This is a genomic window from Streptomyces sp. PSU-S4-23 (assembly GCF_055632315.1).
The window spans coordinates 3,561,591-3,578,327 of the sequence record NZ_JBVMUU010000002.1; the positions used below are offsets into that span (position 1 = coordinate 3,561,591).

A 16,737-nucleotide genomic window follows, 5' to 3' on the forward strand; every position below is an offset into this window, starting at 1 on the left:
GCCCCACCCCTGGTTGTGCGATGCCGGTGCATGATTCAAACGAATGCAACGTAATGGACGTCAGGTCCGCGCCTGGAAAAGCTAATCCCTCCGGGCGCCCAAGATTCCTTCAGGGCACCGTAAAACGCCGATGCCTCGTGCGCCCCTCAGCCACGCACCTGTCCCAGCCACTGCAGGGTCCGGCGGATGTCCCCGGCCAGCGGATGGCCGGGCCCGCGCAGACGTTCCACGTCGTGCAGGAGCCGTACGAGGGTGTCGTGGGCGGCCGCGCGGTCGCCGAGGGCGAGGAGCAGGTGCCCGATGCGGCGGCGTACCTCGTGCGCCAGTTCGGGATCGCCCGCCACGTACTGGTTCTCGTAGTACGGCAGCAGCGAGCGGTACTCGGCGAGCGCCGCCGCGGGTTCGCCGAGCTGCTCCAGGCACTGCGCGGCGTCGTAGCGGAAGCGCAGGGCCTGGGGGTCGGCCTGGCCCGCCTCGGTGGCGCGTTCGCCGGCGAGGCGGCGCAGTTCGGGCAGGGCGCGCCGGTACTGGCCGTCGTCCATGAGCGTGGCCGCGTACTGCTTGCGCAGGGAGCGGACGACCGGCGAGTGCTCGCCGTGCTGGGCCGCGGCGGCCGGGAGGATCGCGCCGAGGATGTCGACGGCCTGGGTGATGCGGCCCTGGCCGAGCAGGCGCTTGACCTCCTCGACGGCGCCCGCGACATCGGGTTTCTCGACCGCGGGCGCCGGCTGCGGCTGGGGCGCCGGGGTGCGCGCACGGTCCGGCCAGGGAGCGTGGGGGCGGAGGAAGGGGCGCGTGGGGTCGAGCGGGGCACCCGTGGGCATGCCGCGCGCCGGGAGGAGCGGGAGCAGCTGCTCGTACGTCTCCTGCGCGGAGGCCGGGCGGTGCTGCGGGTCCTTGGCGAGCAGGCTCAGGACGAGCGATTCGAGCACCTCGGGCACTTCGGGGCGCAGCCGGCGGACGGGGACCGGGGGCTCGTAGAGGTGGCGGTGCAGCACGCCGAGCGCGGTGGAGCCGCTGAACGGCACGTCGCCGCTGAGGAGTTCGTGCATGAGGACGCCGAGCGCGTACAGGTCCGTGTACGGGCCGACCGCGCCGCCCATCGCCTGCTCGGGCGCCATGTAGGCGGGCGAGCCGATGGGGGAGCCGGTGTGGGTGAGACGGGTCGTGTCCGAGTCCATCACCGAGGCCACGCCGAGGTCGAGGACGGTGACCGTGCCGTCCTGCTTGACCATCACGTTCCGGGGCTTCAGGTCACGGTGGATGATCGGCACGGCGTGCACGGCGGAGAGCACGGCGCACAGTTGCGCCGCCACGGCCACGACCCACTGCCAGGGGTACGGATCGTGCTCGGCCAGATGGTCGGCGAGGTCGGCCCCGTCGACGTACTGCATGACGAGGTACAGCTCCTCGCCCTCGCTGCCCGCGTCGTGCACGGTCACCAGGCCGGGGTGGTCGACCTGCGCGGTGACCCGGCACTCGCGCACGAAACGGCGGCGCAGTTCGTCCGCCTCCTGGCCCGCGACCTTGTCGGGGCGCAGCAGTTTGACGGCCACGCGCCGGTCCAGGCGACGGTCGTACGCCGTCCAGACCTGGCCCATGCCGCCCTGACCGATGAGCGTGGACAGTTCGTAGCGGCCGGCGACGATCCGTCCGGTCGCCACGCTCACCTGCCGTCCTCGTGGTTGCGCAGGTAGTCGCTGAGTTCGTCGAGTTCGGCCCGCACCTGGTCGATGCGCGCGGGTGCGGGACGGTGCGGCTGCGGGGGCGGCGGCGCGGACGTGTACGGGGACGGCGGGGTCTGCGGAGGAGTGACGCCGTACGGCGCGGCGGGCGGATAGCCGTAGCCCGGCTGGTAGCCCGTGGTGTGCGGCAGCGGGCCGACGGGCGGCAGGGCACGGTGGTGGCGTATGTCGAAGACCACGAACCACGCGCCGCTGAGCGCGCCGAGGAGGAGGATGACGGCCAGCGCCACATCGCCCCGGTGGTCGTTCTGCGGGACGGAGCCGATCACGGCGAAGCACACGACGGCCACGGGCAGACTGGCCCAGGCCAGGAGCCAGTCCCCCCGTTTGCCGCGCAGCACGGCGATCCGGAACAGCGGGACGCAGGCGAGCAGTCCGCAGGTGAGGATTCCGGCGAGGGCGAACAGCACGCGCAGGGTGATGACCGTGCCCGTACTGCGGGTGCGCGGCGCCGCGCCGTGGCCGTACATGACTGCTCCTGGAACCGGGTGAGGACGGACGGACGAGTGTCGGAGTCCGAGGGTATAGCCCGGCTCGGACACACGGTCCCGGGATGTGCCGAACCGTTGCCGTTCCGGACCGGAGGCACCGGGCGGAGTCGCGGACGGTGAACGCGGGTGGGGCGTGCGTGAGGGCGGTGCGGCCCGGGTCGCCTGGGAGTGCGGCGCGGGTCGGCGTGGGAGTGCGGCGCGGCGGGCCGTGTGCCCTGCCCGGCGCCCGTCAGTCCGGAGGGACCGTCCCGTCCGTCAGACCGTCGTGCAGCCCGCGCACGAGTTGTTCGCCGAGGCGCCCCGCCAGTCGCAGCGCGTCCTCGAAGGCGGCCAGCGCCCGGAAGCGCTCACCGTAGCGGCGTTGCTGTTCGAGCGGCAGCCGCGGCAACTGGAGGCGGCGCACGTCGAGGCGGGTCGCGGTGGAGGCGTAGCTGGTGGCCTGGCGGTTGTTGGCGGTGCCGCGCAGGAAGCCGGTGAGGAACCAGGGGTCGAGCGCGGCCGGGTCGGGGCGCAGCAGCACGAGGTTGCGCCCGAGGGCGGCCCCGGCGGTGGCCCGGTCGATCACGCGCGCGACGGCGCCGCCGCCGAGGACGGGCACCACCACGTCGCCCTCCTCGACGAGGACCGGTTCCTCCCCGGCCTCGGGCAGTGTGCCGGAGGGCGCGGTGCCGGAGAGGACGTCGTGGTCGGTGAGCACGCGCGCGTGGGGGCCGTTGCCGCCGGTGCGCATCACCAGGACGCCGCCGCGCACGAGTTCGCCGACCGTGGTCAGCGGCCAGCGGGCCGGGCCCCCGGCGTCGCCCGCGGGCGGGGTGAGGTCGGCGGTGAGGCGGAGGGTCTCGTCGAGGCGGGCGCGCAGGGCGGTGAGCTCCTCGGCGCCGCCGCCCGCCGTGGGCGGCGGGAGATGGCGGGCCGGCGCCAGGTCGACGTCGTCGTCGAGGAGTTCGATGACGGGCACGGACCGGCTCACGCCCGGCACCTCCGGTGCGGTGCCGGCCCGGACGAACGAGCGCCAGGCGTCGAGGACCGCGCTGCGCACGCTCTGCCAGTCGGGCCCGCCGCGGCCCTCGGGGGCGAGCGCGCCCGCGTCCGTGAGCAGCACCTCGGGCTGCAGGGGCGCCTGTCCTGGGCGGCGCAGCACCCACAGGTGCAGCGGGATGTTGTACGGGGGCGCCGCGCCCACCGGCAGCGCGATCACGGCGCGCAGGGCGCCGCGGCGCAGCAGGTCGGCGCGGATACGGCGGCCGGAGCGCCGGGAGGCGGCGGCGGGCGGCATCAGCAGGACGGCGGTGCCGCCGTCCCGGAGACGGGCCAGGGCGTGCTGCACCCAGGCGAGTTCGGATTCCGTGCGGGCCGGGAAGCCGTACTCCCAGCGCGGGTCGTAGGCGAGTTCGTCATGGCCCCAGTTGCGCTCGTTGAACGGCGGATGGCACAGCACGGCATCGGCCCTGACGCCGTCGAACGCGTCCGCCCTGAGGCTGTCGCCGGCGGCGGTGCGCACGGCGGCCCTGGTGCCCAGCGCGAGGCGCAGCGCGCTGAGCGCGGCGAGACCGGGGTCGCTGTCCTGCCCGTACAGCTCCTGGTCGGTGGCGGGGGCGACGGCACGCAGCAGGGCGCCGGTGCCGCAGGCCGGGTCGAGGACGGTGCGCGCGGGCCCGGCCAGGTCGGCCATCAGGCCGGCCAGATCGGCCGGAGTGAGCGTGTACTGGCGCGGGTTGGCGTCGAGGTGCCGGCCGAGCAGGAACTCGTAGGCGTCGCGGGCGCCCAGGTCCGCGGCGAGATCGGCGGCGCCGCGCAGGAGAGGCGCCGACGGCAGGAGCTGCGCCGGGGCCGGGACGGGCACGGCGGGCCTGCGGAGTGCGCCGAAGCGGGGGGTGAGCACCTGCTCCAGGGCGGTGGGCAGCAGTCGGGCGAGGAGTTCGTCGGACCCGGAGCTCGCCTCCTTCCAGACCGTCGGGCGGTCGCGGACGAGCACGAGGACGCAGCCCGCGTGGACGAGGGCCGTGACCGGGCCCGCGGGGTGGCCGGCGAGCTGCTGCCAGACCCGCTCCCGCAGCGGCACCTCCGCGAGTTTGCCCTGGCGGCGCAGCCAGTCCTCGACCTCGGTGAGCGCGAAGGAGGGGCTGGTCTCGGTGCCGCCGACCGGCCTGGGGAAGTCGGCGTGACGGCGGCGCCAGTTGCTGACGGCGGCACGGCCGACACCCGCGAGCCGGGCGATCCCGGCGGCGGTCACCTCTGTCCCCTTGTCCTGCACCGGCCGGCTCCCCTCTGCCCTGTGCTGCGCCTGCGCTGCGGGCGCCTTGGTCGGCGGCGCCCCTCGCCGTGTGGCGTCGAGCATACCGATGTGCGCTGGATTCACCCTTTCACGCACGTGTACGCAGCTCAATAGGTGCACCATGTTGACTCGGTTCACAAGCTCTGTTGTTATTGACCCAGCGAACGAGCGATCCGCCGAGCAGCGGATCCCGTCGACAGGGGAGGGGACTCGCCATGGGCATGAAGGGGAAGATCGCGCTGGGAGCCGTCGTCGGCGTCGTCGTCATCGGCGTCGTGTCGGCGAACGCGGGCAACGAGGGGGCCAAGGACGGCGGCAAGGGTTCGTCCGCATCCGCGGGCCGGAAGCCCGGATCCACGACCGGCGGCGCCTCGGGCCACGACGGGGGCAACGGGGGCGAGAAGGAGCAGGCCGCCCGGCCTGCGCTCAGCGGCGACGGCAGCTACCAGGTCGGCAAGGACATCAAGCCCGGCACATACCGGACCACCGGCAACACCGACGGCATGTGCTACTGGGAGCGGGCCAGGGACGCCTCGGGCGAGATCGACTCCCTGCTCGCCAACGACAACGTCACCGGCACCGGTTACGTGACCGTCAAGGCCACCGACAAGCTCTTCAAGTCCAGGGACTGCGAGGACTGGGAGGCCGTCGGCACGAAGACGGCGGGCTCGCCCTCCGGCTCGCGTGTGAAGGGCGACGGCGGGATGTACCGGGTCGGCGTCGACATCGCCCCCGGCACGTACAAGTCCACCGGCAACAAGGACGACTCGTGCTACTGGGAGCGCGAGAAGGACGCCCTGCACTCCATCGACTCCATCGCCGCGAACGACAACGTGACCGGAACCGCCGTCGTCACGGTCAGCGCGAAGGACGCCTACTTCAAGACCACGGGCTGCCAGGACTGGGCGAGAACGTCCTGACCCTCCCCGCCCTCCGGCCCCGGGCGGACGCCGCGCCGCCGGCGCCGCCCCTCCACTCCACCTCACCTCACCGCACGTCTCTCACCTCAAGGAACTGCCATGCGTCGCACCGCACTCGTCGCCCTCTGCCTCGCCGCCGCGGCCACCGCGGGACTCACCGGCTGTCTGCCCGGCCAGAACAACGCCTCCGACAAGCCCAAGGGCCCGTTTCCCGGCCTGACCGGCGGCGAGATCGCCGACCGGGCCATGAAGGCCACCACCGGCGCCGGCTCGCTGCGTATGACGGGTGACGTCCCCGACGACGAGAGCAAGGGCACGATCCACATCGACATGGCCCTCAACAAGAAGGGCGAGTGCGCCGGGACGCTCGGCATGGGCGGGCAGGGCAAGGCCGACCTGATCAAGAGCGGCGACACCGTCTACATGAAGTACGACGAAGCGTTCCTGCGCGAGCAGGGCAAGGGCGAGTCCAAGGCCGACACGGACGCGGTCGTGGCCATGATGGCCGGGAAGTGGACCAAGATGTCGGCGACGGGCAAGGACGCCAAGGACATAGCGAGCTTCTGCGACCTGGACACGGTGCTGGCCGGCGCCGAGGACGTGAACTCCGACGCGACCCGCGGCGCGACCAGCACGGTCGACGGCACCCCGGCGATCGTCCTGCACGAGAAGGACGGCAAGGACCGCTACACGCTGTACGTCGCCACCGAGGGCAAGCCCTACCTCCTGAAGGTCGTCAGCACCTCCGCGAAGGACCCGGGCACCATCACGTTCACCGACTACGAGAAGCCGGTCCCGGCCGACGCGCCCAAGGGCAAGGTCCTCGACCTGGACAAGCTGGGCGGCTGAGGCGAGCCGGGCGGCACGGCACCGCCCGCCCGCCGGCGCACACGGCCCGCGCGCTTCCCGTCAGCCGGCGGGGATTCGCGCGGGCGTCCCTCATCCGCCGCACTGCCCCAGCATCGTCGCCTTGTCCGCGGCGGTGACGGGAAGGCCGTACTTCAGCGACACCTGGGCGAAGCGCACCGCGTAGGAGCAGCGGATCCGCCTGTTCGGAGGCAGCCAGGCGGCGGGGCCGGAGTCGCCCTTGGCGCCGTTGGCGGGGCCGTCCACCGGGATCAGGTTGAGCGGGTCGTTGGCGATGTCCTCGCGCCTGCCCTTCGTCCAGCGCGAGGCGCCCATCTGCCAGTCGTACGAGAGCGGCATCACATGGTCGATCTGCACCTTCGCGGCACGGGACTTCGTCCACTCGATCGTCCTGCCGGTGTAGGGATCGTGCAGCGTCATGGAGATGACGACGCAGTCCGAACCGGCCCGGAAACGGACCTTCTCCCCGTCGCGCTTCAGGAGATCGTTGCGCGAGTCGCAGCCGTTGTGGGAGAAGGGGATGCCGCCGGGGGCCGAATCCATCCAGGCGTAGCCGAACTCGTCCCGGTCATAGCCGGTCTTGGGGCCGCGTCCCTTCGTGGCCACCTTCTCGATGAGGGCGCGCGCCTTCGCCCTGTCCGCCGCCGAGGCGATCGCCGCCAGACCCGGCTTCGTGCCGTCCGGATTGTCCAGCGGGCTCACCGCCCGCCCGTCGTCCACCGGTACACCGGAGCCGGACGGGGAGCCGGTGCCCGGAAGGCCGGAACCGTCGCAGCCGGTGAGCAGCAGCCCCGTACCGAGCAGCGCGGCGCACGCCACGAGAACGCGCCGCACCCCCTCACGGTGACGGGCGCGTCGTTCAGTCCGCATGACGCACCGCCCCCGCGCCGAGCCGCGAGAACCCGGTGACCCCGCCCCTCGAACGCACCACGTCGCGCCTCCCCTTGCCCGTACCGCTCGATCGAGCCGCCCTCCGCAAGGGCGTTCCGGTCCCACGGTAGCCGCCGGGAGGTCATGTCCATACCATCGCCCGGCGGGCAGCGGGTGCGCGCCGGGCGTGTTCCCGGGAGGTGAGATGTCTCAGCCGTGCGCCTACGAGCCCAGGACCGACGTCAGGAACTCCCCGACCCACCCCAGCAACTCCCGCCCCACCAACGGCTTTCCGCCCACCTTCGCGGTCTTGGGGCGCGGCACCAGCACCTGCCGCACCGCCGGCTTGATGACGGTCCCCGGATACAGCCGCTTGACCCGCAGTTCCTGCGACTCCCTCAACTCCACCGGAGCGAAGCGGATGGTGGTGCCCTGCAGAACGATCTCGCCGACGCCGCACGCCCGGGCGAGCATGCGCAGGCCCGCCACGAGGAGGAGGTTCTCGACCGGCTCGGGGAGCTTGCCGTAGCGGTCGACGAGTTCCTCGCGCACCGAGGTGATGTCCTCCTCCGTGGTGATGGAGGCGATCGCCCGGTACGCCTGCAGGCGCAGTCGCTCGCCGGGCGCGTAGTCGTGCGGGACGTGCGCGTCGACCGGGAGCTCGATCTTGACCTCCAGAGGCGGCTCCTCCTCCACGCCGCCCTCCAGGGACGCCCGGTAGTCCGCGACCGCCTCGCCGACCATCCGCACATACAGGTCGAAGCCCACGCCCGCGATGTGGCCGGACTGTTCACCGCCGAGCAGGTTGCCCGCGCCGCGGATCTCCAGGTCCTTCATCGCGACGTACATGCCCGCGCCCATCTCCGTGTGCTGGGCGATGGTCGCCAGGCGCTCGTGGGCGGTCTCCGTGAGCGGCTTCTCCGGCGGGTACAGGAAGTACGCGTAGCCCCGCTCGCGGCCGCGGCCGACGCGTCCGCGGAGCTGGTGCAGCTGGGACAGGCCGAAGTTGTCGCCGCGCTCCACGATGAGGGTGTTGGCGTTCGAGATGTCGATGCCCGACTCCACGATCGTCGTGGAGACCAGGACGTCGTACTTCTTCTCCCAGAAGTCGACCACCACCTGTTCCAGCGTCTGCTCCGACATCTGGCCGTGGGCCGTGGCGATACGGGCCTCCGGGACGATCTGGCGCAGCCGCGCCGCGGCCCGGTCGATGGACTCCACCCGGTTGTGGATGTAGAAGACCTGGCCCTCGCGCAGCAGTTCACGGCGGATGGCGGCGCCGATCTGCTTCTCCTCGTACGGCCCGACGAAGGTCAGCACCGGGTGGCGCTCCTCCGGCGGCGTGGTGATCGTGGACATCTCGCGGATGCCGGTCACGGCCATTTCGAGGGTTCTGGGGATCGGGGTCGCGGACATCGTCAGGACGTCGACGTTCGCGCGCAGCTTCTTCAGCTGCTCCTTGTGCTCGACACCGAAACGCTGCTCCTCGTCGACGATGACCAGGCCGAGGTCCTTGAACTTGGTCTCCGCCGAGAACAGCCGGTGCGTGCCGATGACGACGTCCACCGAGCCGTCCCGCAGGCCCTCCAGGACCGCCTTGGCCTCCGTGTCCGTCTGGAAGCGCGACAGCGCCCGCACGTTCACAGGGAACTGGGCGTAGCGCTCGCCGAACGTGCCGAAGTGCTGCTGCACCAGCAGAGTGGTGGGGACGAGGACCGCGACCTGTTTGCCGTCCTGCACCGCCTTGAAGGCGGCCCGCACCGCGATCTCCGTCTTGCCGTAGCCCACGTCGCCGCAGACCAGGCGGTCCATCGGGACCGACTTCTCCATGTCGTCCTTGACCTCGGCGATCGTGGTGAGCTGGTCGGGCGTCTCCGCGTACGGGAACGCGTCCTCCAGTTCGCGCTGCCACGGCGTGTCCGGGCCGAAGGCGTGGCCGGGGGCCGCCATGCGCGCCGAGTAGAGCTTGATGAGGTCGGCGGCGATCTCCTTGACCGCCTTCTTCGCGCGCGCCTTCGTCTTCGTCCAGTCGGCGCCGCCCAGGCGGTGCAGGGTCGGGGCCTCACCGCCGACGTACTTGGTGATCTGTTCGAGCTGGTCCGTCGGGATGTAGAGCCGGTCGCCGGGCTGGCCGCGCTTGGCCGGGGCGTACTCCACCACCAGGTACTCGCGGGTCGCCCCCTGGACCGTGCGCTGCACCATCTCGATGTAGCGGCCCACGCCGTGCTGCTCGTGCACGATGTAGTCGCCCGGCTCCAGGGTCAGCGGGTCGATCGTCTTGCGGCGGCGGGCCGGCATACGGGCGCCGTCGCGTCCGGCCGCCTTCTGGCCGGACAGGTCGGTCTCCGTGAGGACCGCGAGCTTGAGGGCCGGGTCCACGAAGCCGTACTCGATCGAGCCGCACGCCACGTGCACCACCGACGGGGACAGCCGGCCGAGGTCGACGTCGAGCCGGGCCGCGATGCCCTCGCCGCCCAGCACCTCCACCGTGCGGGACGCCGGTCCGTGGCCCTCCGTCACGAAGACCGTGCGCCAGCCGTCGGCGAGCCAGCCCTTGGTGTCGGCGAGTGCCTTGGCGGTGTCGCCGCGGTACGTCTCGGGGGCGCGCATACCGAGCTTGAGGGTGTCCCCGTCCACCGCGGCCAGGTCGTCGTCGGCCGCGAACGGCGACACACACCACCACATCATGCCCAGCTCGCGCGCCCGGTCCCGGACGTCTGCGAGGGACCACAGGGAGGCCGCGCCGACGTCGATCGGCGCGTCGCCTCCGCCCGCCCGTCGCCCACCGCCGCCCTCAACGGAGCGGGCTTCGCCCGCGCGCCATGATTCTGCCGTGGCCGCCCAGGACGCCTGCAGGAACTCCTGCGACGTCGCCACCAGGTCCGCCGCCCGGGTGCGGACGCGCTCCGGGTCGCACACGACCGCCATGGCCCCCGCGGGCAGCACGTCCAGGAGCAGCTCCATGTCGTCGACCAGCACCGGCGCCAGCGACTCCATGCCCTCGACGGCGATGCCCTCGGCGATCTTCCCCAGCAGCTCGCCCAGCTCGGGGTGGAGCTCGGCGAGCGCGGCGGCCCGGCGGCGCACATCGTCCGTGAGCAGCAGCTCACGGCACGGCGGCGCCCACAGGCCGTGCTCGGCGACCTCCAGGGAACGCTGGTCGGCGACCTTGAAGTAGCGGATCTCCTCGACGTCGTCGCCCCAGAACTCGATGCGCAGGGGGTGTTCCTCGGTGGGCGGGAAGACGTCCAGGATGCCGCCGCGCACCGCGAACTCGCCGCGCTTCTCGACCAGCTCCACCCGCGCGTACGCCGCGGCGGCCAGGGCGTCCACGACCTCGTCCAGATCCGCCTGCGTGCCCGTGCGCAGGGCGACGGGCTCCAGGTCGCCGAGGCCCTTGACCTGGGGCTGGAGCACCGAGCGGACCGGAGCGACGACGACGGAGACCCGGCCGGTCTCCGAGTCGTCCGGGGTCGGGTGGGCGAGGCGCCTGAGCACGGCGAGGCGGCGGCCGACGGTGTCGCTGCGCGGGCTCAGACGCTCGTGCGGGAGGGTCTCCCACGACGGGTACTCCACGACCGCGTCCGGCGGCAGCAGGGACCGCAGCGCGCCGGCGAGGTCCTCTGCCTCGCGTCCCGTCGCGGTCACCGCGAGGACGGGCCGGTCCGCGTCGCGGGCCAGCGCGGCCACGGCGAAGGGGCGCGCCGCCGCGGGGCCGACCAGGTCGACGTGCATCCGGTTGCCGTCGGTGGCGGCCTTCACCGCTTCCGCGAGTGCGGCGTCCTTGACGACGGCGTCGAGCAGACCGTGCAGGCTCATGAAGGGGCATCCCGTCCCGGGTGGGCAACACGAACACCCGGCCGCGAGGGATTCGGGGGCCGGGGCTGTCCAGCGTACGACGCCGCGCCTGCGTGTGGCGGGGGCTGTGGGCAACGCCCGCGTCGGCGGGACCCGGGTGGAGCGACCGCCATGGGGGCTTGGCCCCCAGACCCCCGCATCGGCCTGAACGGCCTCGTCCTCAAGCGCCGGACCGGCTGACAGTGCCTCCGTCCGGCTGCGCGGTGCCCGGGTTTCACCCGGCGGGCGAGGCATGCCGGTGCCCGGCGGCGGGAGCCGGTGCTCCCTGCCGCCGGGCCGTCCGCCGGGTCACCCGTGCTCCGCGCCCGGGTGACCCGGTGGTCATTCGGTTGCGATCGCGTTCAAGACGTTCATCCGGCCCGCGCGGAACGCCGGGATCAGGGCGGCGAGCAGGCCCACGAAGGCGGAGCCGATGAAGACCGCGGTGATCGTGCCCCAGGGGATCTCCAGGACCTTCAGGCCCTGAAGGGCCAGGAGCTTCTGGGCCGTCGCGCCCCAGCCCATGCCCAGACCGAGGCCCACCAGGGCGCCGAAGAGGGCGATCACCACCGACTCCAGGCGGATCATGCGGCGCAGCTGGCGGCGCGAGAGGCCGATCGCCCTCATCAGGCCGATCTCCCGCGTGCGCTCCACCACGGACAGGGCCAGGGTGTTCACCACGCCGAGGATCGCGACGATGATCGCCAGGGCCAGCAGGCCGTAGATCATGTTCAGCAGCTGGCCGATCTGGTCCTTCAGCGCCTGCTTGTAGTCGGTCTGGTCGCGGACGGTGTACTGCGGGTAGTCGTGCAGCGCCGACTTCAGCGCCGTGTACGCCGGCTTCTGCTGCCCGTCCTTGGCGGTGGCGAAGACCAGCTGGTCGAGCGGCATCCTGTCGGCGGGCACATACCTGGCGAGCGTCGAGATCGACGTGTACATCGCGCCCTTGTCGATCACGACGTCGTCACTGGTGATCGCGCGCACCGTCAGCTCCGCCCGGGAGCCGTCCTTGAAGGCGACGGCGATCCGGGAGCCGAGGTGGATGCGGTGGTCCTTGGCGAACTTCTCGTGGACGGACATCGAGTCGGGCCTGTAGGCGTCCGCGAGCTTCCCGGAGACCGTCTTCGTGCGCAGATCGGTCGCGTAGGTGGGGTCGGCCGCCGTGATCGCGGTGTCCTTGAGCGTCTTGCCGTCGGGCGTGGTGAAGTCGGCCTGGGTCCACTTGTACTCCGTGACCCGTTCGAGGCCCGGCGTCGACTTCACGGCCTTGACCGCCTGCGGTGTGACCAGCTGCCCGTTGTCGCTCTGGATGATGAAGTCCGTGCCGACGGTCTTGTCGAGCTGGTCGGTCGCGGAGGCCACCATGGAGGAGCCGACCACCGACAGGCATGCCACCAGCGCGAGGCCGATCATCAGGGCGGCACCGGTCGCGCCGGTACGGCGGGGGTTGCGCAGGGCGTTGCGCTCGGCCATCCGCCCGACCGGGCCGAAGATCCGCAGGACGACCGTGCCGAGCACCCGGACCAGGCCGGAGGCGAGCAGCGGGCCGATCACCACGAAACCGATGAGGGTCAGCACCACGCCCGCGCCGAGCCACAGCGAGCCCTGGGCGGCCTTGCCCGCGTTCGCGGCGAGGTAGAGGCCGCAGCCGCCGGCGGCGGTGAGGACCAGGCCCGTCACGGCCCGTATCCGGCCCGCCTTCGCGTCGGCCGGGGCCCCCGCGTCGCGCAGCGCGGCCATCGGGGAGACCTTGCCCGCACGCCGGGCCGGCAGGTACGCGGACAGGACCGTGACGACCACGCCCAGGGCGAGCCCGACGACCGGGGTCGTCCAGGCGACCGTCAGGTCGTCGGTCGACAGGTGCATGCCCATCGAGCCCATGAGCTTCATCAGTCCGACGGCGATGCCGACGCCCGCGCCGACGCCGAGCACGGACCCGAACACGCCGAGCAGCAGCGCCTCGGCGAGCACCGACCGGTTGACCTGCCCGCGGGAGGAGCCGATCGCCCGCATCAGGCCGATCTCCCGGGTCCGCTGGGCGACCAGCATCGAGAAGGTGTTGATGATGAGGAAGATGCCGACGAGGAAGGCGATCCCGGCGAACCCGAGCATCGCGTACTTCATGACACTCAGGAAGCTCTCGACGTCCTTCTGGTTGGCGTCCGCGATCTCCTTGGCGGTCTGCACCTTGTAGGCGCCGCCGAGCTCGGCCACCACGTTCTTCTTCAGCTGCGCGTCGCTGACGCCCTGGTCCGCCGTGACGTTGATGTTCGTGTAGACGCCGGTGCGCCCGACGAGGGTCTCCTGGGCGGTCGCGGTGTCCAGGTAGAAGATCGCGGCTCCGGGGTTGGTGACGGTGAAGTCGGCGATCCCGGAGACCTTCGCCCGGTGCGTGCCGACCGCGCTGATCACACCGATCCCGTCCCCGAGCTTCAGGTGGTGCTTCTTGGCGGTGTCCGCGTCGACCATGATCTGGTCCGGTCCCTCGGGCGCCGCACCGGAGCTGATCTTCATGGTGCGGGCGTCGTTGCCGTTCCAGCTGCCGACGATGGTCGGGGCGCCGCTCTTGGGGGACAGGTTGTTCTTGCCGGCGTCGACGACGGTCACGGACGTGGAGAACACCGTCCCCTCGGCCGACCGCACTCCCTGTGCCCGGCGGACCTCGCCGAGCACGGAGGCCGGCATCACCGGCGGCCTGCCGTTGCCGGAGGTCGTCTCACCGCTGTCGGAGGCGCCCTTCGCGCTGACGGTGACGTCCGACGACGTCGCCGCGAACAGCTTGTCGAACGTCGTGTTCATGGTGTCGGTGAACACCAGCGTGCCGCACACGAAGGCCACCGACAGCAGCACCGCGATCGCCGACAGGGCCATGCGTCCCTTGTGCGCGAAGAAGTTGCGCATCGAGGTCTTCAGGACGGTCATGACGTGCGCCCCCGGGCGTCGAAGTCCTTCATACGGTCCAGGACCTGGTCCGCGGTGGGCTGGTGCATCTCGTCGACGATCCGGCCGTCGGCCAGATACAGCACGCGGTCGGCGTACGAGGCGGCGACCGGGTCGTGCGTGACCATCACGATGGTCTGGCCCAGGTCGTCGACGGAGCGGCGCAGGAAGCCCAGCACCTCGGCACCGGCCCGCGAGTCGAGGTTCCCGGTCGGCTCGTCACCGAAGATGATCTCGGGGCGGGCTGCCAGCGCCCGGGCCACCGCCACGCGCTGCTGCTGACCGCCGGAGAGCTGGGTGGGACGGTGCTTGAGCCGCTCGGCCAGGCCGACGGTCTCCACGACCTGCTCCAGCCAGGCGCGGTCCGGCTTGCGGCCCGCTATGTCCATGGGCAGCGTGATGTTCTCGATCGCGTTCAGCGTCGGCAGCAGGTTGAACGCCTGGAAGATGAAACCGATCCGGTCCCTGCGCAGCTGTGTGAGCTTCTTGTCCTTCAGGCCGGTGATCTCGGTCTCGTCCAGGAAGATCTGACCGCCCGTCACGGTGTCGAGCCCGGCCAGGCAGTGCATCAGCGTGGACTTGCCGGACCCCGAGGGGCCCATGATGGCGGTGAACTGGCTGCGGGCGATGTCCACGTCGACGTGGTCGAGGGCGACGACGCGGGTCTCCCCCGCCCCGTACGCCTTGACGACCTGGCGCGCCCGCGCGGCAACGGCCGTACGCCCTCCAGTGCCCCCGTGCCTGGGAATGGTCACGGCCGATGTCATGGTAAGTCTCCTATGTCGGTTCGGTGATGAAGCGTGGTGAGCGGTCTGCGGCTGACGGCCGCCCCGTGCGGCCGGACCGCAGCGGCGTCCCGTTCCATGAGTCTCGGGCCGGCGAGGGGTCCGGCGCGCTGGTGCCCGGCCCCGTCTTCCGCTGGGGTAAACCCCACCCCCTCCGCTCCGGCCGGCACGACCCCCGTGCGTCCCGGCCGCTCCCCAGCGGCGTAAAGCCAGGCTAAGGAACGGGTCCGGCCCCTCTCGTCCTCCCCCGGGACGAACCCTCCCCGACACCTCGTACGGAGGTACCCCTAGGGGCCGTCCACCGGAGGGTGGAGCGACTCTCAGGGTTCGCTCCACCCTCCGGCGCACTCAGCCTCCACCCTCCCGTCGCGTCAGGGTCAAGTGCGAAACTTGCGTGCGACGGGCACATGTGAGGGAGGGCGCCGGTGGGCGGCACGAGACCTGCGACACGCACGCCTGCGCAGCGCGCCGGTGCCGACAGGCGCGGTGCCGTCGTCGCGGCGCTGATGCTCGCGATGGCGCTGGCCGCGCTCGACTCGACCATCGTGTCGACCGCCGTACCGCAGATCGTCGGCGACCTCGGCGGCTTCTCCGTCTTCTCTTGGCTGTTCTCGGGCTATCTGCTGGCGGTGACGGTGACCCTGCCCGTCTACGGCAAGCTCTCCGACACCCTGGGCCGCAAGCCGGTGCTGATCGCGGGCGCGGCCCTGTTCCTGCTCGGCTCACTGCTGTGCGCCCTCGCCTGGGACATGGGCGCACTGATCGCGTTCCGCATCGTGCAGGGCCTGGGCGGCGGGGCGCTCCAGGGCACGGTCCAGACGCTGGCCGCCGACCTCTATCCGCTGGAGGAGCGCCCGAAGATCCAGTCCAAGCTGTCGACCGTGTGGGCGGTGTCCGCGATCGCCGGCCCGGCGCTGGGCGGAGTGCTCGCGGCGTACGCGGACTGGCGGTGGATCTTCCTCATCAACCTCCCGATCGGCGCGGTCGCGCTCTGGCTGATCACCCGCCATCTGCACGAGCCGCAGCGAGCCGCGCACCCCCGTCCCCGTATCGACTGGGCGGGCGCGCTCGCGGTGTTCGCCTGCGGGGGCGTCCTGCTGACGGCGCTGGTGCAGGGCGGCGTGGCCTGGCCCTGGCTCTCCGCGCCCTCCATGGCGCTGTTCGGCACGGGACTCGCGCTGGTCGCCGTGGTGGTGGCGGTCGAGCGCCGGGCGGCGGAGCCGATCATCCCCGGCTGGGTGTGGCGGCGCCGTACGATCGCCGCGGTCAACCTGGCCCTCGGGGCGCTGGGACTGCTGATGGTGGCCCCGTCGGTCTTCCTGCCGACGTACGCCCAGGCGGTCCTCGGCCTCGCCCCGGTCGCCGCCGGGTTCGTGCTCTCCGTGTGGACCCTGAGCTGGCCGGTGTCGGCGGCGCTCAGCCAGCACGTGTACCGGCGCATCGGCTTCCGCTCCACCGCGATGCTCGGCATCGGCACCGCGGCGCTGATCCTGCTGGCGTTCCCGTTCCTGCCCTACCCGGGACAGGCATGGCAGCCGACCCTCCTGATGCTGCTGCTCGGCGGCGCGCTGGGCCTCTTCCAGCTCCCGCTGATCGTGGGCGTGCAGTCGACGGTCGGCTGGGCGGAGCGCGGCACGACGACGGCGTCCGTGCTGTTCTGCCGTCAGACGGGCCAGACCGTCGGGGCGTCGGTGTTCGGCGCGGTCGCCAACGGCGTCCTGGCGTCCCGGCTGGGCGGCGCGGGCGACCTGGACGCGGTGACGCGGGCACTGGACCAGGGCACCGCCCCCGACACGACCCGCCGGGCGATCGCGTCCGCCGTCCACGCGGTCTACCTGGGCGCGTCCTTCGCGGCGGCCCTCGCGTTCCTGGTCCTGCTGGCCGTGGCACCGCGCCGCTTCCCGGTGCTCAAGGAGTAGGGGCACGGCGCAGAGCGCTGCGGCGCTGCGGCGCTGCGGCGCTGCGGCGCTGCGGCGCTGCGGCGCTGCGGCGCTGCGGCGCTGCGGC

At 72.3% G+C, this 16,737-nt stretch carries 10 protein-coding genes; 3 read left to right on the forward strand and 7 right to left on the reverse strand.

Annotation, left to right across the window (positions count from 1 at the left end; genetic code table 11):
* Window positions 1–146: 146 nt before the first annotated feature.
* From ACZ79I_RS16340 to ACZ79I_RS16350, 3 genes are all read right to left on the reverse strand, one after another.
* Entirely contained in the window at window positions 147–1,628 is a 1,482-nt protein-coding gene (locus ACZ79I_RS16340) for a protein kinase domain-containing protein (RefSeq protein WP_471504997.1), read from the reverse strand.
* Between the two features lie 38 nt (window positions 1,629–1,666).
* The gene (locus tag ACZ79I_RS16345) at window positions 1,667–2,215 is read right to left on the reverse strand and encodes a hypothetical protein (protein ID WP_471498131.1); all 549 of its coding nucleotides are present in this window, start codon (window positions 2,213–2,215) and stop codon (window positions 1,667–1,669) included.
* 250 nt (window positions 2,216–2,465) lie between these two features.
* Entirely contained in the window at window positions 2,466–4,490 is a 2,025-nt protein-coding gene (locus ACZ79I_RS16350; RefSeq protein WP_471498132.1) for an N-6 DNA methylase, read from the reverse strand.
* Window positions 4,491–4,726: 236 nt separating this feature from the next.
* On the opposite strand from ACZ79I_RS16350, the gene ACZ79I_RS16355 reads away from it, so the two are divergent.
* Together ACZ79I_RS16355 and ACZ79I_RS16360 are read left to right on the forward strand one after the other, a co-directional pair.
* Window positions 4,727–5,431, forward strand: a complete 705-nt coding sequence (locus ACZ79I_RS16355) for a hypothetical protein (RefSeq protein WP_471498133.1) — start codon at window positions 4,727–4,729, stop codon at window positions 5,429–5,431.
* A gap of 99 nt (window positions 5,432–5,530) precedes the next feature.
* Entirely contained in the window at window positions 5,531–6,280 is a 750-nt protein-coding gene (locus tag ACZ79I_RS16360; RefSeq protein WP_471498135.1) for a hypothetical protein, read from the forward strand.
* 90 nt (window positions 6,281–6,370) lie between these two features.
* Here the strand turns inward: ACZ79I_RS16360 and ACZ79I_RS16365 are convergent, their stop codons facing one another.
* From ACZ79I_RS16365 to ACZ79I_RS16380, 4 genes are all read right to left on the reverse strand, one after another.
* On the reverse strand, window positions 6,371–7,168 hold the full coding sequence (locus tag ACZ79I_RS16365; RefSeq protein ID WP_471498136.1) for an HNH endonuclease family protein: 798 nt from the start codon (window positions 7,166–7,168) through the stop codon (window positions 6,371–6,373).
* 222 nt (window positions 7,169–7,390) lie between these two features.
* Window positions 7,391–10,987 (reverse strand): transcription-repair coupling factor, encoded by a 3,597-nt coding sequence (mfd, locus tag ACZ79I_RS16370; protein ID WP_471498137.1) that lies wholly within the window; start codon window positions 10,985–10,987, stop codon window positions 7,391–7,393.
* Window positions 10,988–11,347: 360 nt separating this feature from the next.
* Window positions 11,348–13,927: an ABC transporter permease gene (locus tag ACZ79I_RS16375; RefSeq protein WP_471498139.1), complete on the reverse strand. Its 2,580-nt coding sequence runs from the start codon at window positions 13,925–13,927 to the stop codon at window positions 11,348–11,350.
* Window positions 13,924–14,712 carry an ABC transporter ATP-binding protein gene (locus ACZ79I_RS16380; protein WP_471498140.1) on the reverse strand — a complete coding sequence of 263 codons (789 nt, stop codon included), beginning with the start codon at window positions 14,710–14,712 and terminating at the stop codon, window positions 13,924–13,926. Before ACZ79I_RS16380 ends, ACZ79I_RS16375 begins: the two co-directional genes overlap by 4 nt.
* A gap of 443 nt (window positions 14,713–15,155) precedes the next feature.
* On the opposite strand from ACZ79I_RS16380, the gene ACZ79I_RS16385 reads away from it, so the two are divergent.
* Window positions 15,156–16,649, forward strand: coding sequence for an MFS transporter (locus tag ACZ79I_RS16385; RefSeq protein ID WP_471498141.1), 1,494 nt, complete (start codon window positions 15,156–15,158; stop codon window positions 16,647–16,649).
* Window positions 16,650–16,737: the final 88 nt, after the last annotated feature.

Excerpts from the sequence above, each read along its gene's own strand:
- ACZ79I_RS16345 (WP_471498131.1), bottom strand. The coding sequence starts at position 2,215 with ATGTACGGCCACGGCGCGGCGCCGCGCACCCGCAGTACGGGCACGGTC.
- ACZ79I_RS16355 (WP_471498133.1), top strand. The coding sequence starts at position 4,727 with ATGGGCATGAAGGGGAAGATCGCGCTGGGAGCCGTCGTCGGCGTCGTC.
- ACZ79I_RS16360 (WP_471498135.1), top strand. The coding sequence starts at position 5,531 with ATGCGTCGCACCGCACTCGTCGCCCTCTGCCTCGCCGCCGCGGCCACC.
- ACZ79I_RS16365 (WP_471498136.1), bottom strand. The coding sequence starts at position 7,168 with ATGCGGACTGAACGACGCGCCCGTCACCGTGAGGGGGTGCGGCGCGTT.
- mfd (WP_471498137.1), bottom strand. The coding sequence starts at position 10,987 with ATGAGCCTGCACGGTCTGCTCGACGCCGTCGTCAAGGACGCCGCACTC.
- ACZ79I_RS16375 (WP_471498139.1), bottom strand. The coding sequence starts at position 13,927 with ATGACCGTCCTGAAGACCTCGATGCGCAACTTCTTCGCGCACAAGGGA.
- ACZ79I_RS16380 (WP_471498140.1), bottom strand. The coding sequence starts at position 14,712 with ATGACATCGGCCGTGACCATTCCCAGGCACGGGGGCACTGGAGGGCGT.